At 62.1% G+C, this 20050-nt stretch carries 19 protein-coding genes; 8 read left to right on the forward strand and 11 right to left on the reverse strand.

All coding sequences use genetic code 11. The features are described 5' to 3' along the window. Nucleotides 1–143: 143 nt before the first annotated feature. The 6 genes from xerD to ffh form a co-directional block, all read right to left on the reverse strand. Nucleotides 144–1040 (reverse strand): site-specific tyrosine recombinase XerD, encoded by an 897-nt coding sequence (xerD, locus tag ACIPQ1_RS10080; RefSeq protein ID WP_207966394.1) that lies wholly within the window; start codon nucleotides 1038–1040, stop codon nucleotides 144–146. Between the two features lie 133 nt (nucleotides 1041–1173). Further along, a complete protein-coding gene (rplS, locus tag ACIPQ1_RS10085; protein WP_003175895.1) occupies nucleotides 1174–1524 on the reverse strand; it encodes a 50S ribosomal protein L19 in 351 nt (116 codons plus the stop codon). 45 nt (nucleotides 1525–1569) lie between these two features. Beyond that, complete coding sequence (gene trmD, locus ACIPQ1_RS10090) at nucleotides 1570–2343, reverse strand: tRNA (guanosine(37)-N1)-methyltransferase TrmD (protein WP_170845966.1); 774 nt, start codon at nucleotides 2341–2343, stop codon at nucleotides 1570–1572. Next, nucleotides 2325–2861, reverse strand: a complete 537-nt coding sequence (gene rimM / locus ACIPQ1_RS10095; RefSeq protein WP_186705437.1) for a ribosome maturation factor RimM — start codon at nucleotides 2859–2861, stop codon at nucleotides 2325–2327. The genes trmD and rimM overlap by 19 nt, the downstream gene beginning before the upstream one ends. Before the next feature lie 5 nt (nucleotides 2862–2866). After that, the gene (rpsP, locus tag ACIPQ1_RS10100; protein WP_003198088.1) at nucleotides 2867–3118 is read right to left on the reverse strand and encodes a 30S ribosomal protein S16; all 252 of its coding nucleotides are present in this window, start codon (nucleotides 3116–3118) and stop codon (nucleotides 2867–2869) included. A 251-nt stretch (nucleotides 3119–3369) separates the two neighbouring features. Then, complete coding sequence (ffh, locus tag ACIPQ1_RS10105) at nucleotides 3370–4746, reverse strand: signal recognition particle protein (protein WP_003198085.1); 1377 nt, start codon at nucleotides 4744–4746, stop codon at nucleotides 3370–3372. A gap of 196 nt (nucleotides 4747–4942) precedes the next feature. On the opposite strand from ffh, the gene ACIPQ1_RS10110 reads away from it, so the two are divergent. The 8 genes from ACIPQ1_RS10110 (at nucleotide 4943) to cmoB (ending at nucleotide 14304) form a co-directional block, all read left to right on the forward strand. Beyond that, nucleotides 4943–5755 (forward strand): cytochrome C assembly family protein, encoded by an 813-nt coding sequence (locus ACIPQ1_RS10110; protein WP_053118690.1) that lies wholly within the window; start codon nucleotides 4943–4945, stop codon nucleotides 5753–5755. A gap of 12 nt (nucleotides 5756–5767) precedes the next feature. Continuing rightward, nucleotides 5768–7009 carry an HlyC/CorC family transporter gene (locus tag ACIPQ1_RS10115; protein WP_446534032.1) on the forward strand — a complete coding sequence of 414 codons (1242 nt, stop codon included), beginning with the start codon at nucleotides 5768–5770 and terminating at the stop codon, nucleotides 7007–7009. A gap of 322 nt (nucleotides 7010–7331) precedes the next feature. Next, complete coding sequence (locus ACIPQ1_RS10120; RefSeq protein ID WP_186705435.1) at nucleotides 7332–8645, forward strand: MFS transporter; 1314 nt, start codon at nucleotides 7332–7334, stop codon at nucleotides 8643–8645. Between the two features lie 152 nt (nucleotides 8646–8797). Further along, on the forward strand, nucleotides 8798–11212 hold the full coding sequence (gene lon, locus ACIPQ1_RS10125) for an endopeptidase La (protein WP_446534033.1): 2415 nt from the start codon (nucleotides 8798–8800) through the stop codon (nucleotides 11210–11212). A 208-nt stretch (nucleotides 11213–11420) separates the two neighbouring features. Then, nucleotides 11421–11813 carry a protease inhibitor I42 family protein gene (locus ACIPQ1_RS10130; RefSeq protein ID WP_186705434.1) on the forward strand — a complete coding sequence of 131 codons (393 nt, stop codon included), beginning with the start codon at nucleotides 11421–11423 and terminating at the stop codon, nucleotides 11811–11813. A 2-nt stretch (nucleotides 11814–11815) separates the two neighbouring features. Continuing rightward, nucleotides 11816–12451, forward strand: coding sequence for a lysoplasmalogenase (locus ACIPQ1_RS10135; protein ID WP_411386565.1), 636 nt, complete (start codon nucleotides 11816–11818; stop codon nucleotides 12449–12451). Nucleotides 12452–12607: 156 nt separating this feature from the next. Continuing rightward, on the forward strand, nucleotides 12608–13351 hold the full coding sequence (cmoA, locus tag ACIPQ1_RS10140; protein ID WP_053118678.1) for a carboxy-S-adenosyl-L-methionine synthase CmoA: 744 nt from the start codon (nucleotides 12608–12610) through the stop codon (nucleotides 13349–13351). After that, nucleotides 13348–14304 carry a tRNA 5-methoxyuridine(34)/uridine 5-oxyacetic acid(34) synthase CmoB gene (gene cmoB, locus ACIPQ1_RS10145; RefSeq protein WP_186705432.1) on the forward strand — a complete coding sequence of 319 codons (957 nt, stop codon included), beginning with the start codon at nucleotides 13348–13350 and terminating at the stop codon, nucleotides 14302–14304. Before cmoA ends, cmoB begins: the two co-directional genes overlap by 4 nt. Nucleotides 14305–14416: 112 nt before the next feature. Here cmoB and tadA read toward each other — a convergent pair whose 3' ends face one another. The 5 genes from tadA to ptsP form a co-directional block, all read right to left on the reverse strand. Further along, a complete protein-coding gene (gene tadA / locus ACIPQ1_RS10150; protein WP_250964513.1) occupies nucleotides 14417–14914 on the reverse strand; it encodes a tRNA adenosine(34) deaminase TadA in 498 nt (165 codons plus the stop codon). Beyond that, complete coding sequence (locus tag ACIPQ1_RS10155) at nucleotides 14914–16290, reverse strand: multicopper oxidase family protein (protein ID WP_446534034.1); 1377 nt, start codon at nucleotides 16288–16290, stop codon at nucleotides 14914–14916. Before ACIPQ1_RS10155 ends, tadA begins: the two co-directional genes overlap by 1 nt. A gap of 152 nt (nucleotides 16291–16442) precedes the next feature. Further along, nucleotides 16443–16838 carry a DUF6632 domain-containing protein gene (locus tag ACIPQ1_RS10160; protein ID WP_411386562.1) on the reverse strand — a complete coding sequence of 132 codons (396 nt, stop codon included), beginning with the start codon at nucleotides 16836–16838 and terminating at the stop codon, nucleotides 16443–16445. 366 nt (nucleotides 16839–17204) lie between these two features. Beyond that, nucleotides 17205–17492 carry a PTS transporter subunit EIIB gene (locus tag ACIPQ1_RS10165; RefSeq protein ID WP_250964515.1) on the reverse strand — a complete coding sequence of 96 codons (288 nt, stop codon included), beginning with the start codon at nucleotides 17490–17492 and terminating at the stop codon, nucleotides 17205–17207. Nucleotides 17493–17494: 2 nt separating this feature from the next. Then, nucleotides 17495–20029 (reverse strand): phosphoenolpyruvate--protein phosphotransferase, encoded by a 2535-nt coding sequence (gene ptsP / locus ACIPQ1_RS10170; RefSeq protein ID WP_446534035.1) that lies wholly within the window; start codon nucleotides 20027–20029, stop codon nucleotides 17495–17497. Nucleotides 20030–20050 lie beyond the last annotated feature (21 nt).

Consider the following 20050-nt stretch of genomic DNA (forward strand, 5'->3'; position numbering starts at 1 on the left):
CCTGTGGCGAGGGAGCTTGCTCCCGCTCGGCTGCGCAGCAGCCGCAAATGGAACTCTCTTTTTTTGAAAGCAGTGGCATCTGTAACAGGGGCGCTTCGCGCCCAACGGGAGCAAGCTCCCTCGCCACAAAAACGGAGCACCGTTCAGCCGCGGGGATGATGCTTGGCATGCAAGTCCTGCAACCGTGCCCGAGCCACATGGGTGTAGATCTGGGTGGTGGACAAGTCGCTATGGCCAAGCAGCATCTGCACCACCCGCAGGTCGGCGCCATGGTTGAGCAGGTGTGTGGCGAAGGCATGACGCAAGGTGTGGGGCGAGAGGGATTTGTTGATCCCGGCCACCTTGGCCTGGTGCTTGATGCGGTGCCAGAAGGTCTGGCGGGTCATCTGCTCGCCGCGCAGGCTGGGGAACAGCACATCGCTGGGACGCCCACCCAGCAGTTCATGACGGGCATCGCGCATGTAACGCTCGACCCAGACGATCGCTTCCTCGCCCATTGGCACCAGGCGCTCCTTGCTGCCCTTGCCCATCACCCGCAGCACACCCTGGCGCAGGTTGACTTGCTCCAGCGTCAAGCTGATCAGCTCGGTGACACGCAGGCCACAGGCGTACAAGACTTCCAGCATGGCCCGGTCGCGCTGGCCGATGGCCTCACTGAGGTCGGGCGCCGCCAGCAACGCCTCCACATCGGCTTCCGACAGGGACTTGGGCAGCGGACGGCCCAACTGCGGCATTTCCACGCGCAAGGTCGGATCCACCGCGATGAGCTTTTCCCGCAGCAAATAGCGATAGAACCCACGCAAGCCGGAGAGAAACCGCGCAGTCGAGCGCGGTTTGTAGTTCTGCTCCAGGCGCCACGCCAAGTGATCGAGGATCAACTCCCGGCCGGCATTGATCAGTTCCAGGTTATTTTCCTGCAACCAACCGTTAAACAGTGCCAAATCGCTGCGGTAGGCACCGCGGGTGTTATCGGACAGTCCCTTCTCCAGCCACAGGGCATCGAGAAACTGGTCTATCAGCGGATGATCGATGGCAGGCATAAAGACTCTTGAAAGATGCGGGCACACACGGCATCGAAAATGGAAATGAAGCTATGCAGGGTGCTCAAAGCACAAATCGCAGGCAACAAAAAAGCAGCCCGCAGGCTGCTTTTTTTTGCATCGGAAGCTGGACTTAAGCCAGTTTTTCCTTGATGCGAGCTGCTTTACCCGACAGGTCACGCAGGTAGTACAGCTTGGCTTTACGTACGTCACCGCGACGCTTGACAGCCATGCTGTCGATTTGCGGGCTGTAGGTCTGGAAAGTACGCTCTACGCCGACACCGTTGGAGATTTTACGAACGGTGAATGCACTGTTCACGCCACGGTTACGCTTGGCGATAACGACGCCTTCGAACGCTTGCAGACGGGAACGGTCGCCTTCCTTCACTTTCACCTGAACGACAATGGTGTCGCCCGGGGCAAAGGTAGGGATTTCTTTGGTCATCTGCTCTGCTTCGAGTGCAAGGATGATTTTGTTAGTCATGCTGTGCTCCTAAGGCAAGTCGTCGGACTCACCATCGATACGTTGTTAACTATCGTCCCGCTCGCGGATGTATTCCTCGAGCAGCTTCTTCTCTTCTCCAGAAAGCGAGCGGCTTTCCAGAAGATCGGCGCGTCGTTCATAGGTCCGACCAAGGGACTGCTGTAAACGCCAACGCCGGATGTGCGCGTGGTTGCCACTTAGCAACACGTCGGGAACACGCTGATCCGCATACACCTCCGGTCGGGTGTAGTGCGGGCAATCCAGCAGACCATCCGTAAAGGAATCTTCCTCGGCGGAATCTGCATGCCCTAAAGCTCCAGGCAGCAGTCGTGTAACCGCATCGATCAGGACCATCGCCGGCAGCTCGCCGCCAGACAGTACATAGTCGCCAATCGACCACTCTTCATCGACATGAGCTTCAATGAAACGCTCGTCAATGCCTTCATAACGGCCGGCAATCAGGATCAATGCATCCGAATTCGCCAGCTCGCGTACCGCCGACTGAGTCAGCTGGCGGCCTTGGGGCGACAGGTAGATCACCTTCGCACCCTCCCCGGCTGCAGTCCTGGCCTGAACCAGCGCATCTTCCAGGGGCTTGATCTTCATCACCATGCCCGGACCACCGCCAAACGGGCGATCGTCCACAGTGTGATGTCGATCCGTGGTGTAGTCCCGCGGATTCCAACAGGTGAGCTGCAACAGCTCCTGTTTCACCGCGCGGCTGGTTATGCCGTACTCGCTGATGGCGGAAAACATCTCGGGAAACAATGTGATGACTTCAACGCGCAAATTAGCCACGTTTAGAAATCCGCATCCCATTCCACCTTCATCTCGCCTGCGGCAAGGTCGACGGCCAACACGCATTGCTCGGTATAGGGCAACAGGCGTTCGCGATCATCCAGGCTGCCGACGCAAGGCTTGACCACCATGACATCGTTCGAACCGGTCTCGAGCAGGTGATCGATTTTCCCGAGCAATTGCCCGAGGTGGTCGATGACCTTCAGACCCACCAGCTGGTACCAGTAGTACTCGCCGTCGGTCAGTTCAGGGAACAGGTTGCGCGGCACGCAGATCTCATAACCGGCCAGAAGACGTGCTTCTTCACGATCATCGAGACCCTTGAGCTTTGCGACCAGGAACTTGTCGTTCCCGCGTCCACTGACCAGCTCCACCTGTTTCACGCTACCTTCGCGCTTGAGCGTCCAGGTTTTGTACTCCAACAGGTTCTTGATCGGATCAGTAAAGGAATACACCTTCACTTCGCCGCGAACGCCATGTACAGAATAGATCTTGCCGACAACGATCAAATCACCGGCATCTTTTGGCGTCGCGTTCATATTGCTCAGGCCGCAGCCTTAGCCGATTCCTTCAACAACTGAGCAACGCGCTCAGAAGGTTGTGCACCAACGCTCAGCCAGTAGGCTACGCGCTCTTGGTTCACGGACAGACGAACTTCCTGACCACGGGCAACAGGGTTGAAGAAACCAACCTGCTCCTTGTGGGAACCGTCACGCGGGTTGCGGCTGTCGGTTACGGTCAGGTGGTAAAACGGGCGCTTTTTGGAGCCGCCAAGGGCAAGACGGATTGTTAGCATGTGAACATCGTTCCTGTAGTCGGTGCTGCAAATCTAAATGCACAGCGGGCATAGGTGCCCGAAAGGCCGCATATTCTAAGGAATATCCGGACTTTTGCAAATGTCTTTTTCCGGCGCCTGGCGCCATGCGATCAAGATTTGCCATAGAGCCGTCATGAAAAACGGCAGGTCAGCTCCCACGTAGCGCGGGTTTGCTGGAGATCCCCGCATCCGTGCGGGGCAACGCCGACATGACAGCCGGCGCAGATTCTTTACATTTTCGGCATGCCGCCGCCGGGCAACATACCGCCCATGCCGCGCATCATCTTGGCCATCCCGCCCTTGGCGGAGAATTTCTTCATCATCTTCTGCATTTGCTTGTGTTGCTTGATCAAGCGACCGATGTCCTGCACCTGGGTGCCGGAACCCATGGCGATACGGCGCTTGCGCGAACCACTGATCAGCTCAGGGTCGCGGCGCTCGGCCGGGGTCATGGAGTTGATGATGGCTTCCATCTGCTTGAACTGCTTTTCAGCCGCGCCCTGGGCATTGCCCATCTGCGCCAGGTTCACGCCACCGATGTTCGGCAGTTTGTCCATGAGGCCGCCAAGGCCGCCCATGTTCTTCATTTGTTGCAGCTGGTCGCGGAAGTCTTCGAGGTCGAAGCCCTTGCCCTTCTTCAGCTTCTTGGCCAGTTTGTCGGCCTTGTCCTTGTCGAGGGTCTGCTCGGCCTGCTCGATCAGGCTGAGCACGTCGCCCATGCCGAGGATACGCGATGCGATACGCTCGGGGTGGAACGGCTCGAGCGCTTCGCTCTTCTCGCCCATACCGATGAACTTGATCGGCTTGCCAGTGATGGCACGCACCGACAGCGCGGCACCGCCACGGGCGTCACCATCGACCTTGGTCAGGATCACGCCGGTCAGCGGCAGCGCGTCACCGAACGCCTTGGCGGTGTTGGCCGCGTCCTGGCCGGTCATGGCATCGACCACGAACAGGGTTTCCACCGGGTTGATCGCGGCATGGAGCGCCTTGATCTCGCCCATCATCTCTTCATCGATGTGCAGGCGACCGGCGGTATCGACGATGACCACGTCGATGAATTTCAGTTTGGCTTCTTTGATAGCCGCCTGGGCGATGTCCACCGGCTTCTGGCTCAGGTCGGACGGGAAGAACGTCACGCCGATGTCGTTGGCCAGGGTTTCCAACTGCTTGATCGCCGCCGGACGGTAGATGTCCGCCGACACCACCATCACCGACTTCTTCTTGCGCTCTTTAAGGAAGCGCGCCAGCTTGCCGGCTGTCGTGGTCTTGCCCGCGCCCTGCAGGCCGGCCATCAGCACCACCGCTGGCGGTACGGCGCTGAGGTTCAGGTCTTCGTTGGCGGCGCCCATCAGGCTTTCGAGCTCGGCCTGGACGATCTTCACGAACGCCTGGCCCGGCGTCAGGCTCCGCGACACTTCGGTGCCGACGGCGCGTTCCTTGACCGAATTGACGAAGTCCTTGACCACCGGCAGGGCGACGTCGGCTTCGAGCAACGCCATGCGCACTTCGCGCAGGGTGTCTTTGATGTTGTCCTCGGTCAGTTTCGCCTTGCCGGTGACATGGCGCAGCGTCTGCGAGAGACGGTCGGTTAGGTTTTCAAACATGCGCGATCCTTTCAGGCCCAGATGAGACCGGGATAATGGCGGCCCAGACCGTGAAAAATGTGCTCGGCGAGCCTGCGGCGTGGGCAGGTCGCGGATTATAGCGAAGAAGCGTGCGGCGTACACCTTGCAGTGGTCTTTCGTGTGGAGGGGGTTCTATGCCAAACTCAGCGCCTTTCGGGCTTGCCTAACAGGATTTATGCTCCCCTTGTCACCCAGCTTGCTTGCCACCCTCGCCGCCGCTTGCCTTTATGCCGCTGCGACCCTCTATCAAGGCACACGCCTGGCCACCGGCGCCAAGGCGAACAAACGCCTGCTGGTCACGCTTGGCGTGCTGGCCGTGCTCGGCCACGCGGCCAGCCTTTATACCCACCTGATGACGCCGATCGGCCTGGGCCTGGATTTCTTCAACGCCGCCAGCCTGATCGCCGTCGCCGTGATCGCCCTGACGCTGCTGGCCTGCTCGCGCATCCCGGTGGAGAACCTGTTGGTGCTGCTGTTCCCGCTGGGGCTGGCCACGGTGCTGCTGGCGCAGTTCGCGCCGTCGGGCACCGTGCAGATCATCGACGAAGAGCCTGGCATCCTCGCCCACATCCTGCTGTCGATCCTCGCCTACGGCCTGTTCACCATCGCCGTGTTCCAGGCCTTGTTGCTGCTGGTGCAGGATCACCAGCTCAAGCACAAGCACCCGTCCGGACTGATCCGCAACTTCCCGCCGCTGCAAACCATGGAAAGCCTGTTGTTCGGCTTCCTCTGGGCCGGCTGGACCCTGTTGTCCCTGTCGCTGATCTCCGGCTGGTTGTTCGTCGAGAACCTGTTCGCCCAGCACCTGGTACACAAGACCTTGCTGGCGTGCCTGGCATGGGTCGTGTTCAGCGTGCTGCTGTGGGGCCGCAACCGCCTCGGCTGGCGTGGACACAAAGCGATTCGCTGGACCCTGGCCGGTTTCTGCCTGCTGATGCTGGCGTACTTCGGTAGCAAGCTGGTTCGTGAATACATCCTGCATATCTGACGGACGGCCCTGATGGATACGTTGCCCGTAGCGCCGTTGTTCGCCGTGCTGGTGGTGCTGATCCTCTGGTCGGCCCTGTTCACGGCCATCGAAGCCGCCCAGCAATACCTGCTGGCCCAGCGCACAGCCTCGCGCGCCAATGACAAACCGCTGGCGGCGCTGACCTTCCCCCTGGCCAGCCTGATCCTGTGCAATACCCTTTGTCGCGCCCTGGCCGTGGTCATCGGCACGTTGCTGGCCATTTTTACCTGGCTGGAAAACGGCCCGTGGGTCGCCTGGCTCGGCACCAGCGCCGCGCTGCTGGTGTTCGCCGACTACCTGCCGCGCACCCTGGCCAGCCGCCAGCCCGACGCGGTGCTGGCATTGGGCAACACCTTGCTGGGCATCCCGCTGAAGATCCTCTACCCGTTTGCCTGGCTGTTGAATGGCGCCAGCCAGTTGTTGCTGCGCCCCTTCGCTCGCAAGCCCGGCATGGTGCAGCAGAGCGACGACGAAATGCCCGCGCCACCGCGTAGCGAGCAGGAATCCGAGCACGGCAGCGGCCGGCTGCATCCGATTTCCGGCATCCACGCCCTGGACAACATCACCGTCAACGATATCCTCGTACCCCGTAGCGAGGTCGATGGGATCAACCTCGACGACCCCATCGGCGACATCATCGAACAGCTGCGCCTGAACCGGCGTACCCGCCTGCCGATGTTCCACAGCGACATCAACCAGGTCGAAGCGGTGCTCAACACCCGCCAGATCCGTCATTTGCTGGCGGACGCGAGCCTGACCAAGGAAGCGCTGCTGACGGCTTCCCACGAGCCTTACTTCGTGCCCGAAAGCACGCCATTGCAGCTGCAACTGTTGAATTTCCACAAGCAGCAGCGGCGCCTGGGCATGGTGGTGGACGAATACGGTGAAGTGCTGGGTATTGTCACCCTGGAAGATATCCTCGAAGAAATCGTCGGCGAATTCGAGAGCGAGCACAGCCTCGACAATCCCCACGTTCATCCCCAGCCCGACGGCCGCCTGATGATCGATGGCGCGGCATCGATCCGCGAATTGAACAGGACCCTGGGCTGGCACCTGCCTTGCGACGGCCCCAAGACCCTCAATGGGTTGGTGACCGAAGCCTTGGAAACCATTCCCGAAAGTCCGGTCTGCCTGAAGATCGGCCGTTATCGGCTGGAAATCATCGAGACCGTGGACAACCGCGTCAGCCAGGTGCTGGCGTGGCATAACAGCTCGGTGCCTGCTGTTTCCTGAATCCCTGTCTGGACCTGATAGCCCTTGTGGCGAGGGAGCTTGCTCCCTCGCCACAAAAAGCTCGGCGCACGCCTCAATATTGTGTGCGGGCTCACTTGTTGATTCATTAGCCCCCTTCCTATACTCAACCCGCTTACCCAGCCCCGCCCGAACCCCGTGCCTACCCCGCACTTGGCTGGTTCCGGCCAGACCATCGACAAGATCCGCAGCACCCCTGGGACTGTTCCTACCCGAAACAGCGACGGGATACCCGCCCACATCCCTGGGGGTTCGACCATAATAATTCGCTCCAACGGAGCATATGACTGTCAGGGATAACCGCATGACGACCGCTACCTGCAACGAGGCAGTGACTGCCCAGCCGACCAACTCGGCCACCCGCGTGGCGACCGCGAGCTTCATCGGCACCGCCATCGAGTTCTACGATTTCTACGTCTACGCCACGGCTGCGGCCCTGGTGATCGGGCCAGTGTTCTTTCCGCAAACCTCAGGCACGGCACAGATGCTGTCGTCCTTCCTGACGTTCGGCATCGCCTTCCTCGCCCGTCCGCTGGGTTCGGCGCTGTTCGGCCATTTCGGCGACCGGATCGGGCGCAAGTCCACACTGGTGGCGTCCCTGTTGTTGATGGGCGTGTGCACCACGCTCATCGGCGTGTTGCCCGGCTATGCCAGTATTGGCGCCTGGGCGCCGATCCTGTTGTGCGTGCTGCGTTTTGGCCAAGGCCTGGGGTTGGGTGGCGAATGGGGCGGCGCGGCTCTGCTTGCCACCGAGAACGCCCCTAAAGGCAAGCGTGCCTGGTTCGGCATGTTCCCCCAACTGGGGCCCTCCATCGGTTTCCTGGCGGCCAACGGCTTGTTCCTGACCCTGGCCATGAGCCTGGACGACGAGCAATTCCGCTCCTGGGGCTGGCGAATTCCGTTCCTGCTCAGCGCCGTGCTGGTGATCGTCGGTCTCTACGTGCGCCTCAAGCTCCACGAAACCCCGGTGTTCGCCAATGCCGTGGCCCGCCAGGAGCGAGTCAAGGTGCCGCTGGTCGAGCTGTTCAGCCAGTACTGGGCGCCAACGTTGCTGGGCGCGGCGGCGATGGTGGTGTGTTACGCGCTGTTCTACATCTCGACGGTATTCTCCCTGAGCTACGGCGTGTCCACCCTCGGCTACAGTCGCGAAACATTCCTGGGCCTGTTGTGCTTTGCCGTGCTGTTCATGGCCGCTGCGACCCCGTTGTCCGCCTGGGCCAGCGACCGCTACGGCCGCAAACCGATCCTGATCATTGGCGGCCTGCTGGCGATTGCCTCGGGCTTCCTCATGGAACCCTTGCTGACCCACGGTTCCACGGGCGGCGTGGCGTTGTTCCTGTGCATCGAGCTGTTCCTGATGGGGGTGACCTTCGCCCCCATGGGTGCCTTGCTGCCGGAACTGTTTCCGACTCATGTGCGCTACACCGGCGCCTCGGCGGCCTACAACCTGGGCGGCATCGTCGGTGCCTCGGCCGCGCCATTTTTCGCCCAGAAACTGGTGGCGATGGGCGGCTTGAGTTATGTCGGGGGCTATGTTTCAGCGGCCGCGCTGCTCAGCGTCATCGCGGTGTTGTGCTTGAAGGAAACTCGCCATAACGACTTGAATCGGGTCGCCTAGGCCGGGCCCGTGGCGAGGCTCCGCGCCTCGCCACGCCAACCTGTCGCCAGCCTGAACGGCCACCAATGAAATAACCGTTAACAATCCCCCACCATTGAAACCACCCCCCACCTGCCCCATCTAAGACCCATACCCCATTGCGCAGGTGCCCCATGAGCGACCAGCACTCTACTGAAGCCACTCACGAATACGCTGACTCCGAACACGTCGAACACACCTCCTCCGGTACCGGCCTGGCCCTGCCCGGCCAGAACCTGCCGGACAAGGTCTATATCATCCCCATCCACAATCGTCCCTTCTTCCCGGCCCAGGTGCTGCCGGTCATCGTCAACGAAGAACCGTGGGCCGAAACCCTGGAATTGGTGGCCAAGTCCGAACATCATTCCCTGGCGCTGTTCTTCATGGACACACCCCAGGAAGACCCGCGTCATTTCGACACCTCGAAGCTGCCGCTGTACGGCACGCTGGTGAAGGTGCACCACGCCAGCCGGGAAGCCGGCAAATTGCAGTTTGTCGCCCAGGGCCTGACCCGCGTGCGCATCCGCACCTGGCTCAAGCACCATCGCCCACCGTACCTGGTGGAGGTCGAATACCCGCACCAGCCGAGCGAGCCGACCGACGAGGTCAAGGCCTACGGCATGGCGCTGATCAATGCGATCAAGGAACTGCTGCCGCTCAATCCGCTGTACAGCGAAGAGCTGAAGAACTACCTCAACCGCTTCAGCCCCAACGACCCTTCGCCACTCACCGACTTTGCCGCCGCGCTCACCTCCGCCACCGGCAATGAACTGCAGGAAGTGCTCGATTGCGTGCCCATGCTCAAGCGCATGGAGAAAGTGCTGCCGATGCTGCGCAAGGAAGTCGAAGTGGCGCGGTTGCAGAAAGAGATTTCCGCCGAGGTCAATAACAAGATCGGCGAACATCAGCGCCAGTTCTTCCTAAAGGAGCAGCTCAAGGTCATCCAGCAGGAACTGGGGCTGACCAAGGACGACCGCAGCGCCGACCTCGAGCAGTTCGAGCAGCGGCTGGAAGGCAAGGTGTTGTCGGCCCAGGCGCAAAAGCGTATCGAAGAGGAGATGAACAAACTCTCGATCCTGGAAACCGGCTCGCCGGAATACGCCGTCACCCGCAATTACCTGGATTGGGCGACTTCGGTGCCGTGGGGCGTGTATGGCCAGGACAAGCTCGATCTCAAGCATGCGCGCAAGGTGCTCGACCAGCACCACGCCGGCCTGGACGACATCAAGGACCGCATCCTCGAATTCCTCGCCGTCGGTGCCTATAAAGGCGAAATCAGTGGTTCCATCGTGCTGCTGGTGGGCCCGCCGGGCGTGGGCAAGACCAGTGTCGGCAAATCCATCGCCGAGTCCCTGGGCCGGCCGTTCTACCGCTTCAGTGTCGGCGGCATGCGCGATGAAGCCGAGATCAAGGGCCATCGGCGCACTTACATCGGTGCCCAGCCGGGCAAACTGGTGCAGGCGCTCAAGGATGTCGAAGTGATGAACCCGGTGATCATGCTCGACGAAATCGACAAGATGGGCCAGAGCTACCAGGGCGATCCGGCCTCGGCCTTGCTCGAGACCCTCGACCCGGAACAGAACGTCGAATTCCTCGACCACTACCTGGACCTGCGCCTGGACCTGTCGAAAGTGCTCTTCGTGTGCACCGCCAACACCCTGGACTCGATCCCCGGGCCGCTGCTGGACCGGATGGAAGTGATCCGCCTGTCGGGCTACATCACCGAAGAAAAAGTCGCCATCGCCAAGCGCCACCTGTGGCCCAAGCAACTGGCCAAGGCCGGCGTGTCCAAGGGCAGCCTGAGCATCAACGACAGCGCCCTCAAGGCCCTGATCGACGGTTACGCCCGCGAGGCCGGGGTGCGCCAGCTGGAGAAACAGCTGGGCAAACTGGTGCGCAAGGCGGTGATGAAGCTGATCGAAGAGCCAAAAGCGGTGATCAAGCTCGGGCCGAAGGATCTTGAGGCATCCCTGGGCAAACCGGTGTTCCGCAACGAACAGGTACTGTCCGGCGTCGGGGTGATCACCGGCCTGGCCTGGACCAGCATGGGCGGCGCGACCTTGCCGATCGAAGCGACGCGCATCCACACCCTCAATCGCGGCTTCAAGCTGACCGGGCAACTGGGCGAGGTGATGAAGGAGTCGGCGGAAATCGCCCACAGCTACGTCAGTTCGCACCTGAAGCAATTTGGCGGCGATCCGAAGTTCTTCGACGAGGCCTTCGTTCACCTGCACGTGCCGGAAGGCGCCACGCCCAAGGACGGCCCGAGCGCCGGCGTCACCATGGCCAGCGCCTTGCTGTCCCTGGCTCGCAACCAGCCGCCGAAAAAAGGCGTGGCAATGACCGGCGAACTGACCCTCACCGGGCATGTCCTGCCCATTGGTGGCGTGCGCGAGAAGGTCATCGCGGCGCGCCGGCAGAAGATCAACGAACTGATCCTGCCGGAAGCCAACCGGGGCAATTTCGAAGAACTGCCGAACTACCTCAAGGAAGGCGTGACGGTGCACTTTGCCAAGCGGTTTGCGGATGTGGCGAAGGTGTTGTTCTGATGTTCCTGTAGCGGCTGGACTGGCCTCATCGCGAGCAAGCTCGCTCCCACAGGGTTCGGTGTGGATCACAAATGCTGTGAACACCACAAATCCCCTGTGGGAGCGAGCCTGCTCGCGATGAGGCCCTCACAAACAACACTTCTCCAGCTGACACACCCAGTAGCATCTTCGGTTATGCTCGCCGTTCGTCGTGAATGCCGGAGCCCATATGTCCCTCACTCGCCTGCTCGTCCCCCTCAGCCTCGCGCTGCTGAGCGCCTGCGCCACGCAAACCAGCCACAACGTGACCGTGGAAAAACTGAGCCAGTGCCCGGTCCGGCTCAACAACGGACAAAACCTGATCCTGAGCCTGCCCAGCAACCCCAGCACCGGTTACCGCTGGGCGATCCAGGATTCGGCCGGCGGTGTGTTGAAAGGCCTCGGGCCGGAGGTCTATCGCAACCCGGAAGACGCCGGCATCGTTGGCGCTGCCGGTGTCTCGACCTGGCGCTTCCAGGCGTTCAACGCCGGTACCGGGCGCTTGCGCCTGACTTATCAACAGCCCTGGGCACCGGAAGTGCCGCCGGTGGAAACCTTTGACTGCGCCATTGCGGTGAACTGACCGTGGGCTGGCTGATCCTCGCACTGATGGGTGCGGCCACCTACCTGTACGGCTTGGCCATGCATGCCACGTTGCTGTGCCTGCTGGTCAAGCCCATGCCGGTGCTGGCCCTGCTCGGCTGGCTGCACGATGCGCCGCCCGGCGACTATCGACGCTGGATCAGCCTCGGGCTGATTTTTTCCCTGGTGGGCGATGTGCTGCTGGCCTGGCCGGGGGATCTGTTCGTGTTCGGCCTCGGCGCGTTTCTGCTGGCACACCTGGCCTACCTGAAAGCCTACCTCAGCGACTGTCGCCGCCCGGCACTGCGGCCGTTGGCCCTGGCCTTGGGCATCGGCGCGGTGCTGTTGGGGATCCTGGTGTCGAGCGGTCTCGGGCCGTTGCTGGTGCCGGTGGTGGTTTATGGTTTGGCCATCAGCGCCATGCTCTGGCGAGCGTTGGCAAGATTGGGCACCGATGTACCCAAGCGTTCGGCCTGGCTGGCCGCCGCCGGGGCGCTGGCCTTTGTGCTTTCCGACAGCCTGATCGGCATCAACCGGTTCGTGCAGCCCTTCCATGCCGCGCCTTACCTGATCATCATCAGTTACTGGCTGGGGCAATGGGGCATCACCGCGTCGGCGTTCCCGCAAAAACATCGTTAAACAGAGATCAAAATGTGGGAGCGAGCTTGCTCGCGATAGCGGTGGGTCAGTCAGCACCTTTATCAACAGACAGTGCGCGATCGCGAGCAACGACGCGCCCCCCGGGTTTTTGGGTAAAATGCCGGCCTTTTCACCACCCATGCCGCTGGAACCGCCGTGAGCAAAGACCCCGATCGTCTATTCGCCCAACCCCTGGCCCAAGTGCCGGACTTCGCCTTCAACGAGGACGTGGTGCGGGTGTTCCCGGACATGATCAAGCGTTCCGTGCCGGGTTACCCGACCATCGTCGAAAACCTCGGCGTGCTCGCCGCGCAATTCGCCCAGCCCAATAGCGTGCTCTACGACCTTGGCTCGTCCCTGGGCGCCGTGACCCAGGCCCTGCGCCGTCATGTGCGCACCGACGGTTGCCGGGTGATCGCGGTGGATAACTCGGCGGCGATGGTCGAACGCTGCCGTGAATACCTCAACGGCCAGGACTCGATGTTCCAAGAGCTGCTGCCGGTGGAAGTGATCGAAGGCGACATCCTCGCCCTGGCGTTCCAGCCGGCCTCGGTGGTGGCGCTGAATTTCACCCTGCAATTCATCGCGCCGGACCAACGCACCGCACTGTTGAGCCGCATTCGCCAGTCCCTGCTGCCGGGCGGAGCCCTGATCCTCTCGGAAAAGCTACGCTTCAACGACGCCGAGGAACACGCCCTGCTCACCGACCTGCACGTGGCGTTCAAGCGCGCCAACGGCTACAGCGAACTGGAAATTGCCCAGAAACGCAGCGCCATCGAAAACGTCATGAAGCCCGACAGCCTCGAAGAACACCGCGAGCGCCTCTTGGCGGCCGGGTTCTCGAAAGTCGTGCCGTGGTTCCAGTGTCTTAACTTCGCCTCGTTGATTGCCCTGCCATGATCGATCTGTCCCCCCTCGCCCGCCATCTGGCCGGCACGCCCCTGGCCGATTGGGCCGCGACGCTGCAGACGCAACTCGACAGCAAGATGGAAAAGGGCCACGGCGACCTGGAGCGCTGGCAAAGCGCCCTCGATGCGCTGCCGGTCTTGCAACCCACCACCGTCGACCTGCTGAACGGCCTGACGCTCGACGCTGATTGCTCCGACGAAACCCGTGGGCAAATGCGTACCGCGCTGATGGGCCTGTCACCCTGGCGCAAAGGGCCGTTCGACCTGTTCGGCGTGCACGTGGACACCGAATGGCGCTCGGACTGGAAGTGGTCGCGGGTGGCCCCGCACTTGGACCTCAAGGGCAAGCGCATTCTCGATGTGGGCTGCGGCAACGGCTACTATATGTGGCGCATGCTCGGCGCCGGGGCTGACACGGTGATCGGCGTTGATCCCAACTGGCTGTTCTTCTGCCAGTTCCAGGCGGTGCAGCGCTACCTGTCGCAGCCCAACGCCTGGCATCTGCCGTTCCCCTTCGAGGCCCTGCCAGCGGAACTGGAAGGCTTCGACACCGTGTTTTCCATGGGCGTGTTCTACCACCGCCGCTCGCCGATCGAACACTTGCTGGCCTTGAAGGATTGCCTGGTCAAGGGCGGTGAACTGGTGCTGGAAACCTTGGTGATCGAAGGCGACGAACACCAGGTGCTGGTGCCCGAAGACCGCTACGCGCAGATGCGCAACGTGTGGTTCCTGCCGTCGGTCCCGGCCTTGGAACGCTGGCTGCGCCGCGCCGGGTTCAGCGATGTGCGTTGCGTGGACGTGAGCCTGACGACCGTGGAAGAACAGCGCAGCACCGAATGGATGAAATATCAGTCCCTGAGCGACTTCCTCGACCCCGCCGACCACAGCAAGACCATCGAAGGGCTGCCAGCGCCGATGCGGGCGGTGATTGTGGCGCGTAAATAACCAGTCCAAGCACCACAAAACCCTTGCTCGCGATGGCGACCTGACATTCAACAGAGATGTCGCCTGACAGACCGCTATCGCGAGCAAGCTCGCTCCCACAGGGGGTCAGTGTTCAGTCTGAAGGTTTGGCTCTTCGGGCCTTGAAGAACTCGCTAAGCACCGTACTGCACTCCTCAGCCAACACCCCGCCCTCGAACAGCACCCGATGATTCAGGAAGCCCTGGCTGAAGAACTGCCCCTGGCTCTGCACGATGCCGGCCTTGGGCTCCAAGGCGCCATAGACGACCCGGGCGATGCGTGAATGGACGATCAAGCCGGCGCACATGCTGCACGGTTCCAGCGTCACATACAGCGTGCTGCCGGGCAGGCGATAGTTGCTCACGGCCTGGGCGGCGGCGCGGATCGCGACCATTTCGGCGTGGGCGCTGGGGTCGTGACCACTGATCGGGCAATTGAAGCCGCGCCCAATGATTTCACCGTCCTGCACCAGCACTGCGCCCACCGGCACTTCGCCCAGGGCGGCGCCTTGTGCGGCAAGGGCCAGGGCTTCGCGCATGAAGTCCTGGTCACGGCTGCGGTCGATGATCTTGGCGGGGCGAATCTGGCGCATCACGCCACCTCGATGGCGGCCATCAGGCCGGTTTCCATGTGGTCGATCACATGGCAGTGGAACATCCACACGCCTGGATTATCCGCCACCAGCGCCACCTGCGCCCGCTCGTTCTTGCCCAGCAGGTAGGTATCGGTGAAATACGGCACGACCTTGTGCCGGTTCGACGCAATCACCTTGAAGCTCATGCCGTGCAAATGGATCGGGTGCTGGTACTGGGTCATGTTCTTCAATTCGAAAATGTAGCTCTGGCCTTTCTTCAGCGTGGCGATCGGCCGGTCGGCGCAGGTCTTGTCGGTGATGTCCCAAGCCTTGCCGTTGATTTGCCACAGGCTTGGCGGTTTGCCGTTGTCGACATTCACCGACACCGAGCCGACCCATTCGAAATTGAAGTTGAGTTTCTCGGCATTGGCCAGGTCCGGCTCGGCCACCGGGTTGGGCGGCAATGCTGGCGGCCATGGGGTCGGCGCGTCATTGTTCGGCACCGAGCGCAACGTACCCAGGCGCACCGGGCCGTTGCGCAGCGATAACGCCTCGCCAGCCGGCGGTGCCTTGATCGCCAGGCAAATGCGCATGCCTGGCCCCAGCCAGTATTCCTTGCCCAACGGGCGCGGTTCGATGGGGTTGCCATCCAGCGCATAGATCTGCGCTTCAGCACCGGGGATGTTGATGCGGTACGTCAGGGTGTTGTCGAGGTTGAGCAAACGCACCCGGGTGATCTGCCCGGCCGGCAGATCGATCACCGCCTGTGGCACGCCGTTGATGGTCGACAGCCGCCCGGCCGTGCCGCCACGGGCCGCCTCGCGAGGAATGCTGAACGCGACAAACTCGCCCTGCTCATCCACATGCCAGCTCTTGAGGCTCAGGGTCTGCTCGTATTTGAAACCGGTGGGCTCGCGCTCTTCGATGATCAACGGCCCCACCAGCCCACGCCCGAGTTCTTCGCTGCTGTTGACGTGGGGGTGATACCAATAGCTGCCGGCGTCCGGCACACGGAATTTGTAATCGAAGTACTCGCCCGGCAGCACCGGCAGTTGCGAGACATAGGGCACGCCGTCCATCTCCAGCGGCAAACGGATGCCGTGCCAATGAATGGTGGTGGCGACCGGCAGATGGTTGATGAAACGAACCCGCAACCATTCGCCCTGGCGCACCCGCAACTCGGTACCCGGTGCCGAGGGGCCAAACGCCCAGGCCTGGGTCTTGTGCCCGGCCACCAGCTCCACATCCAAGGGCGCGGCGATCAATTCATAGTCGTGACCGGCCTCGGCATCAGCCATCTTCCCCAGCCAATACCGCGACGCGCCGCCTGCACCCACACCAACGACAACAAGACCGGCCAGGCCACCGAGTATTTGGCGACGGGTAAAGGACATGAACGCAACCACCTATTGAATCCGCGCGAACCGTTGGGCCCGCAAAAGGCGAATACGATACACCCGCAGATGAGAAACGGTAAGGAAACCAAGATGAAAAAAAAACGTGTGGACGTTATTCCACAGCATTTCCCCGACAGGAGATCGAGCGTTCAGTGTGTTTTTACACCACGCGGCGTAAAAAAAGCCAACGCCGCCGCGACGATGAACAAGGCCGGCACATCGCCGAGCAAATGACCGTAGTGAGACGCCCCATCCATCCCGACGCCAAACGACTGAACAGCCATGATTGCGCCGTGCACGACGCTCGACCACACGGTGAACCCGATCAGGCTCAGGTGCTTCATCGGCTCGCGGGACGCCGTCAGCAGGAACACGCCGAGCGTTGCGTAAATACCGACGATCATCAGCGGATAATCGGAATGGCCGCTATGCCACGCCCAGCCGGACGGCCATAGGAGCATCAATGGCCAGATCGCGAAGACGGCGATCAGACCGACCACGATCAAAACGATGCGCAAGGCGGCGAGTTTTTGAGTGTCATTCATGGCGGCTCCTTATTGCGATGTGCTTGCCACCGCAATGGCTGCCAGGAGTATAGAACGCGTGAGGAACTCCCACCGATCTCCCTCGTGCCGAAGCGCTTTTGTGGCTTTCACTGGGCTGCGCAGCAGCCCAAAATCATCATTGCGGTGTGCCAGATTGATTTAGCCTGTTTGGATTGGGGGCGCTTCGCACCCCAGCGGGAGCAAGCTCCCTCGCCACGGTTTTGGGCGTTGATGGGGCGATGAGGTATGCCTTCCAGATCCCATCATTGCAAACACCGAGGGTTTCCACGCCGAACCGCTTTTGTGGCGAGGGAGCTTGCTCCCGCTGGGCCGGTCCGACGCTTCGGGCGCAGCAGCCCCCGACAACTAGCCCGGCAAGCCGGTAATCAGATGCACCACGCCGTTGTCGAGCGTCATCACGCCCGTCACACCGGCCTCGCTCAACCCGACCCGGTCTATCCGTGCCACATCCCGCAATTCCACCCGCAGCCGCGTCAACGCCACGGGCTGATGGGACTTGAGGTTTGCCGCGCCACCCAACCCGGCAATGATGGCCGGCGCCAGCCCTTCAATCGCTGCCGGTCGATTGGGCTCTTCGGGTACCAGGTCCGGGGTCAGTGCTTTCCAGAAGGCATGTTGCAGTTTGTCGAACATGTTCAATGCTCCATGGCCAGGGTGGCCGGGTTGGCCGTGGATGAGTGAGTACGCAGGAGGTCACGCACCTGCTCCGCGCTGTCCTGGCCCAAGGCCTCTTGGGCCAGCGTTCGGCACTCGCTCAGGTTCCATTCACGCACGCAGGCCTTGATCGCCGGAATCAGCGGCACACTGACTGACAACTCGTCCACGCCCAACCCCAACAACAGCGGCACCGCCAGGGGTTCCGAGGCCAGCGCGCCACACACTCCGACCCATTTGCCATGGGCGCGAGCGGCCTCGACCGTACGGGCGATCAGGCGCAACACCGAGGGGTGCAGGCTGTCGGCCTGGCTGGCCAAACGTGGATGGTCACGGTCCATGGCCAGGGTGTATTGGGTCAGGTCGTTGGTGCCGATGGAAAAGAAATCCACCTCAGGGGCAAACAGATCGGCCATCAGCGCCGCCGCCGGCACTTCGATCATGATGCCCAGCTTCGGCGCCTGCGTGAGTCCCAACTGACGGACCTCCTCATCCAGCATCTGCCGCGCCAGGCGCAGCTCCGCCAGGTGCGTGACCATGGGCAACATGATGTGCAGCCGTGCCAACCCCGAACAGGCGAGCATTGCCCGGAATTGTTCGCGCAATAACTGGGGGCGCTCCAGGCACAAGCGAATGCCGCGCATGCCCAGGAATGGATTGGCCTCATGAGCCATCGGCACGTAAGCCAGCGGCTTGTCCCCACCCACGTCGAGGGTGCGAACCACCAGGTTGCGCTCAGGTCCGAGAACCCGGGCGACGGCGCTGTACAGGGTCGCTTGCTCGTCGTGGCCAGGTGGGTGGGCGCGATCCAGGTAGAGCAGTTCGGAGCGCAACAGTCCCACACCTTCGCCGCCGAGGGCCATGGCCTGCTCCACGTCTCGCAGCGACCCGACATTGGCACTGACCTCGACTCGATGGCCGTCCAGGGTACGAGCCGCCAGGGCCGACTGTTCCAGGTCTCGCTGATGTCGTTGGCGCTGCCGCTCACCCGCGATCCGGCGTTGCTCGATCAAGGCCTGATCCGGGTTCACGTGCAGTTCACCGCTATCAGCGTCCAGCAACACCCGAGTGCCGTTATCCAAGGCCAACGCGCCTTGCGCCACGCCACACAACGAGGGCAGGCCCAGCGCACGGGCCAGGATCGCGACATGGCTGGTGGCGCCGCCGCCCACGGTGACAAAACCGGCGATGCGTGAGGTGTCGAGGCTGGCGGTCTGGGAGGGCGTCAGTTGCTCGGCCACCAGAATCGCCTGTTCGGGCAGGTTCCAGGCGTTGTCCTGCACGCCCAGGATCAACTTGAGCACCCGCTGCCCGACATCGGCCAGGTCCGTTGCGCGCTCGGCCAGCAGAGCGCCGCCCAATTGCTGGAACAGCGCGGCGCTCGCCTCGGTGGCGGTTTTCCAGGCGAACGCCGCGCTCTTGCCCGCGGCGATCAAGGCTTGGGCCTGCTCCAGCAAGGTGGGGTCTTCGAGCAATTCTTGATGGGCACGAAAAATCTGTGCCTGGACGCTGCCTGCCGCCTCGCCCTGTAATGCTTTCAAGGCTTGCGTCGCCTGCTCCAGTGCTTGATCCAGGGCCGCCTGCTCGGCCTCGATGCCGACGCCCGCCACCTCGATGTCCAAGACCTGGGAAGCGATCTGGACCACTTCACCAAACGCCGAGCCGGGCGATGCGCAGACACCCCGCAGCCGGCCGGGCATCGAGGGTTCGATGGCGGTGATCGGCTCCAGTGTTAGCGGCGCTTGCACTGTTTCGCCGCACCCTGACAGCAGCATTTGTTCCAGCGCTTCGATGGCCTGCCCAGCCTGGGCACCGGCGGCGCTGATCTGCACACTGTCGCCCTTGGCCGTCTGCAACGCCATGATCGCCACCAGGGATTTGGCGTTGGCGCTGGCTTGCTGCTTATGCAGTTGGATATGGGCGTCGAAGCCCTTGGCCGCCTGGGCGAACACCGCGGCAGGACGGGCGTGCAGGCCACTTTCATTGGGCACGACCAGCCGCCGGGAAAACAGCACCGTGCCCGACTGCGCCTCGTCGGCCGCTCCCTGCTCATCTGAGCGCACCTGCAACAACGGCACGCCGCTCTCGATGCCAGTGGCCTCGTCCACGAGCAGGCTGAAGGGTTCGCCACTGACCACCAGCATCAGCGTCAACAGACTGCGCGCGTGCAAGGCGATGTAGTCGGCATCGAAATCGATCAGCGGCTGACCGGCCTCGACCCGTTGCCCCATGGTCACCCGCGAGGTAAACCCCTTGCCCGCCAGGTTGACCGTGTCCAGGCCGATATGCATCAGCACCTGGACACCGTTGTCAGCGGTGATACTCACCGCATGGGCGCTGTCCTGGAGCGTGCCGACGACACCGGACAGCGGCGCGCAAAGGGTTTGCGAGGTCGGATCGATACAAATGCCATCCCCCACCACACGGCTGGAGAAAACCGGATCCGGCACGCTGTCCAAAGGCATCAAGACCCCGGACAGCGGTGCGAGCAATTGCAAAGATTGCGTTGTATTCATGACTTCACCTGCTGCTGTCTG

It is taken from the genome of Pseudomonas sp. LARHCG127 (genome assembly GCF_052871455.1).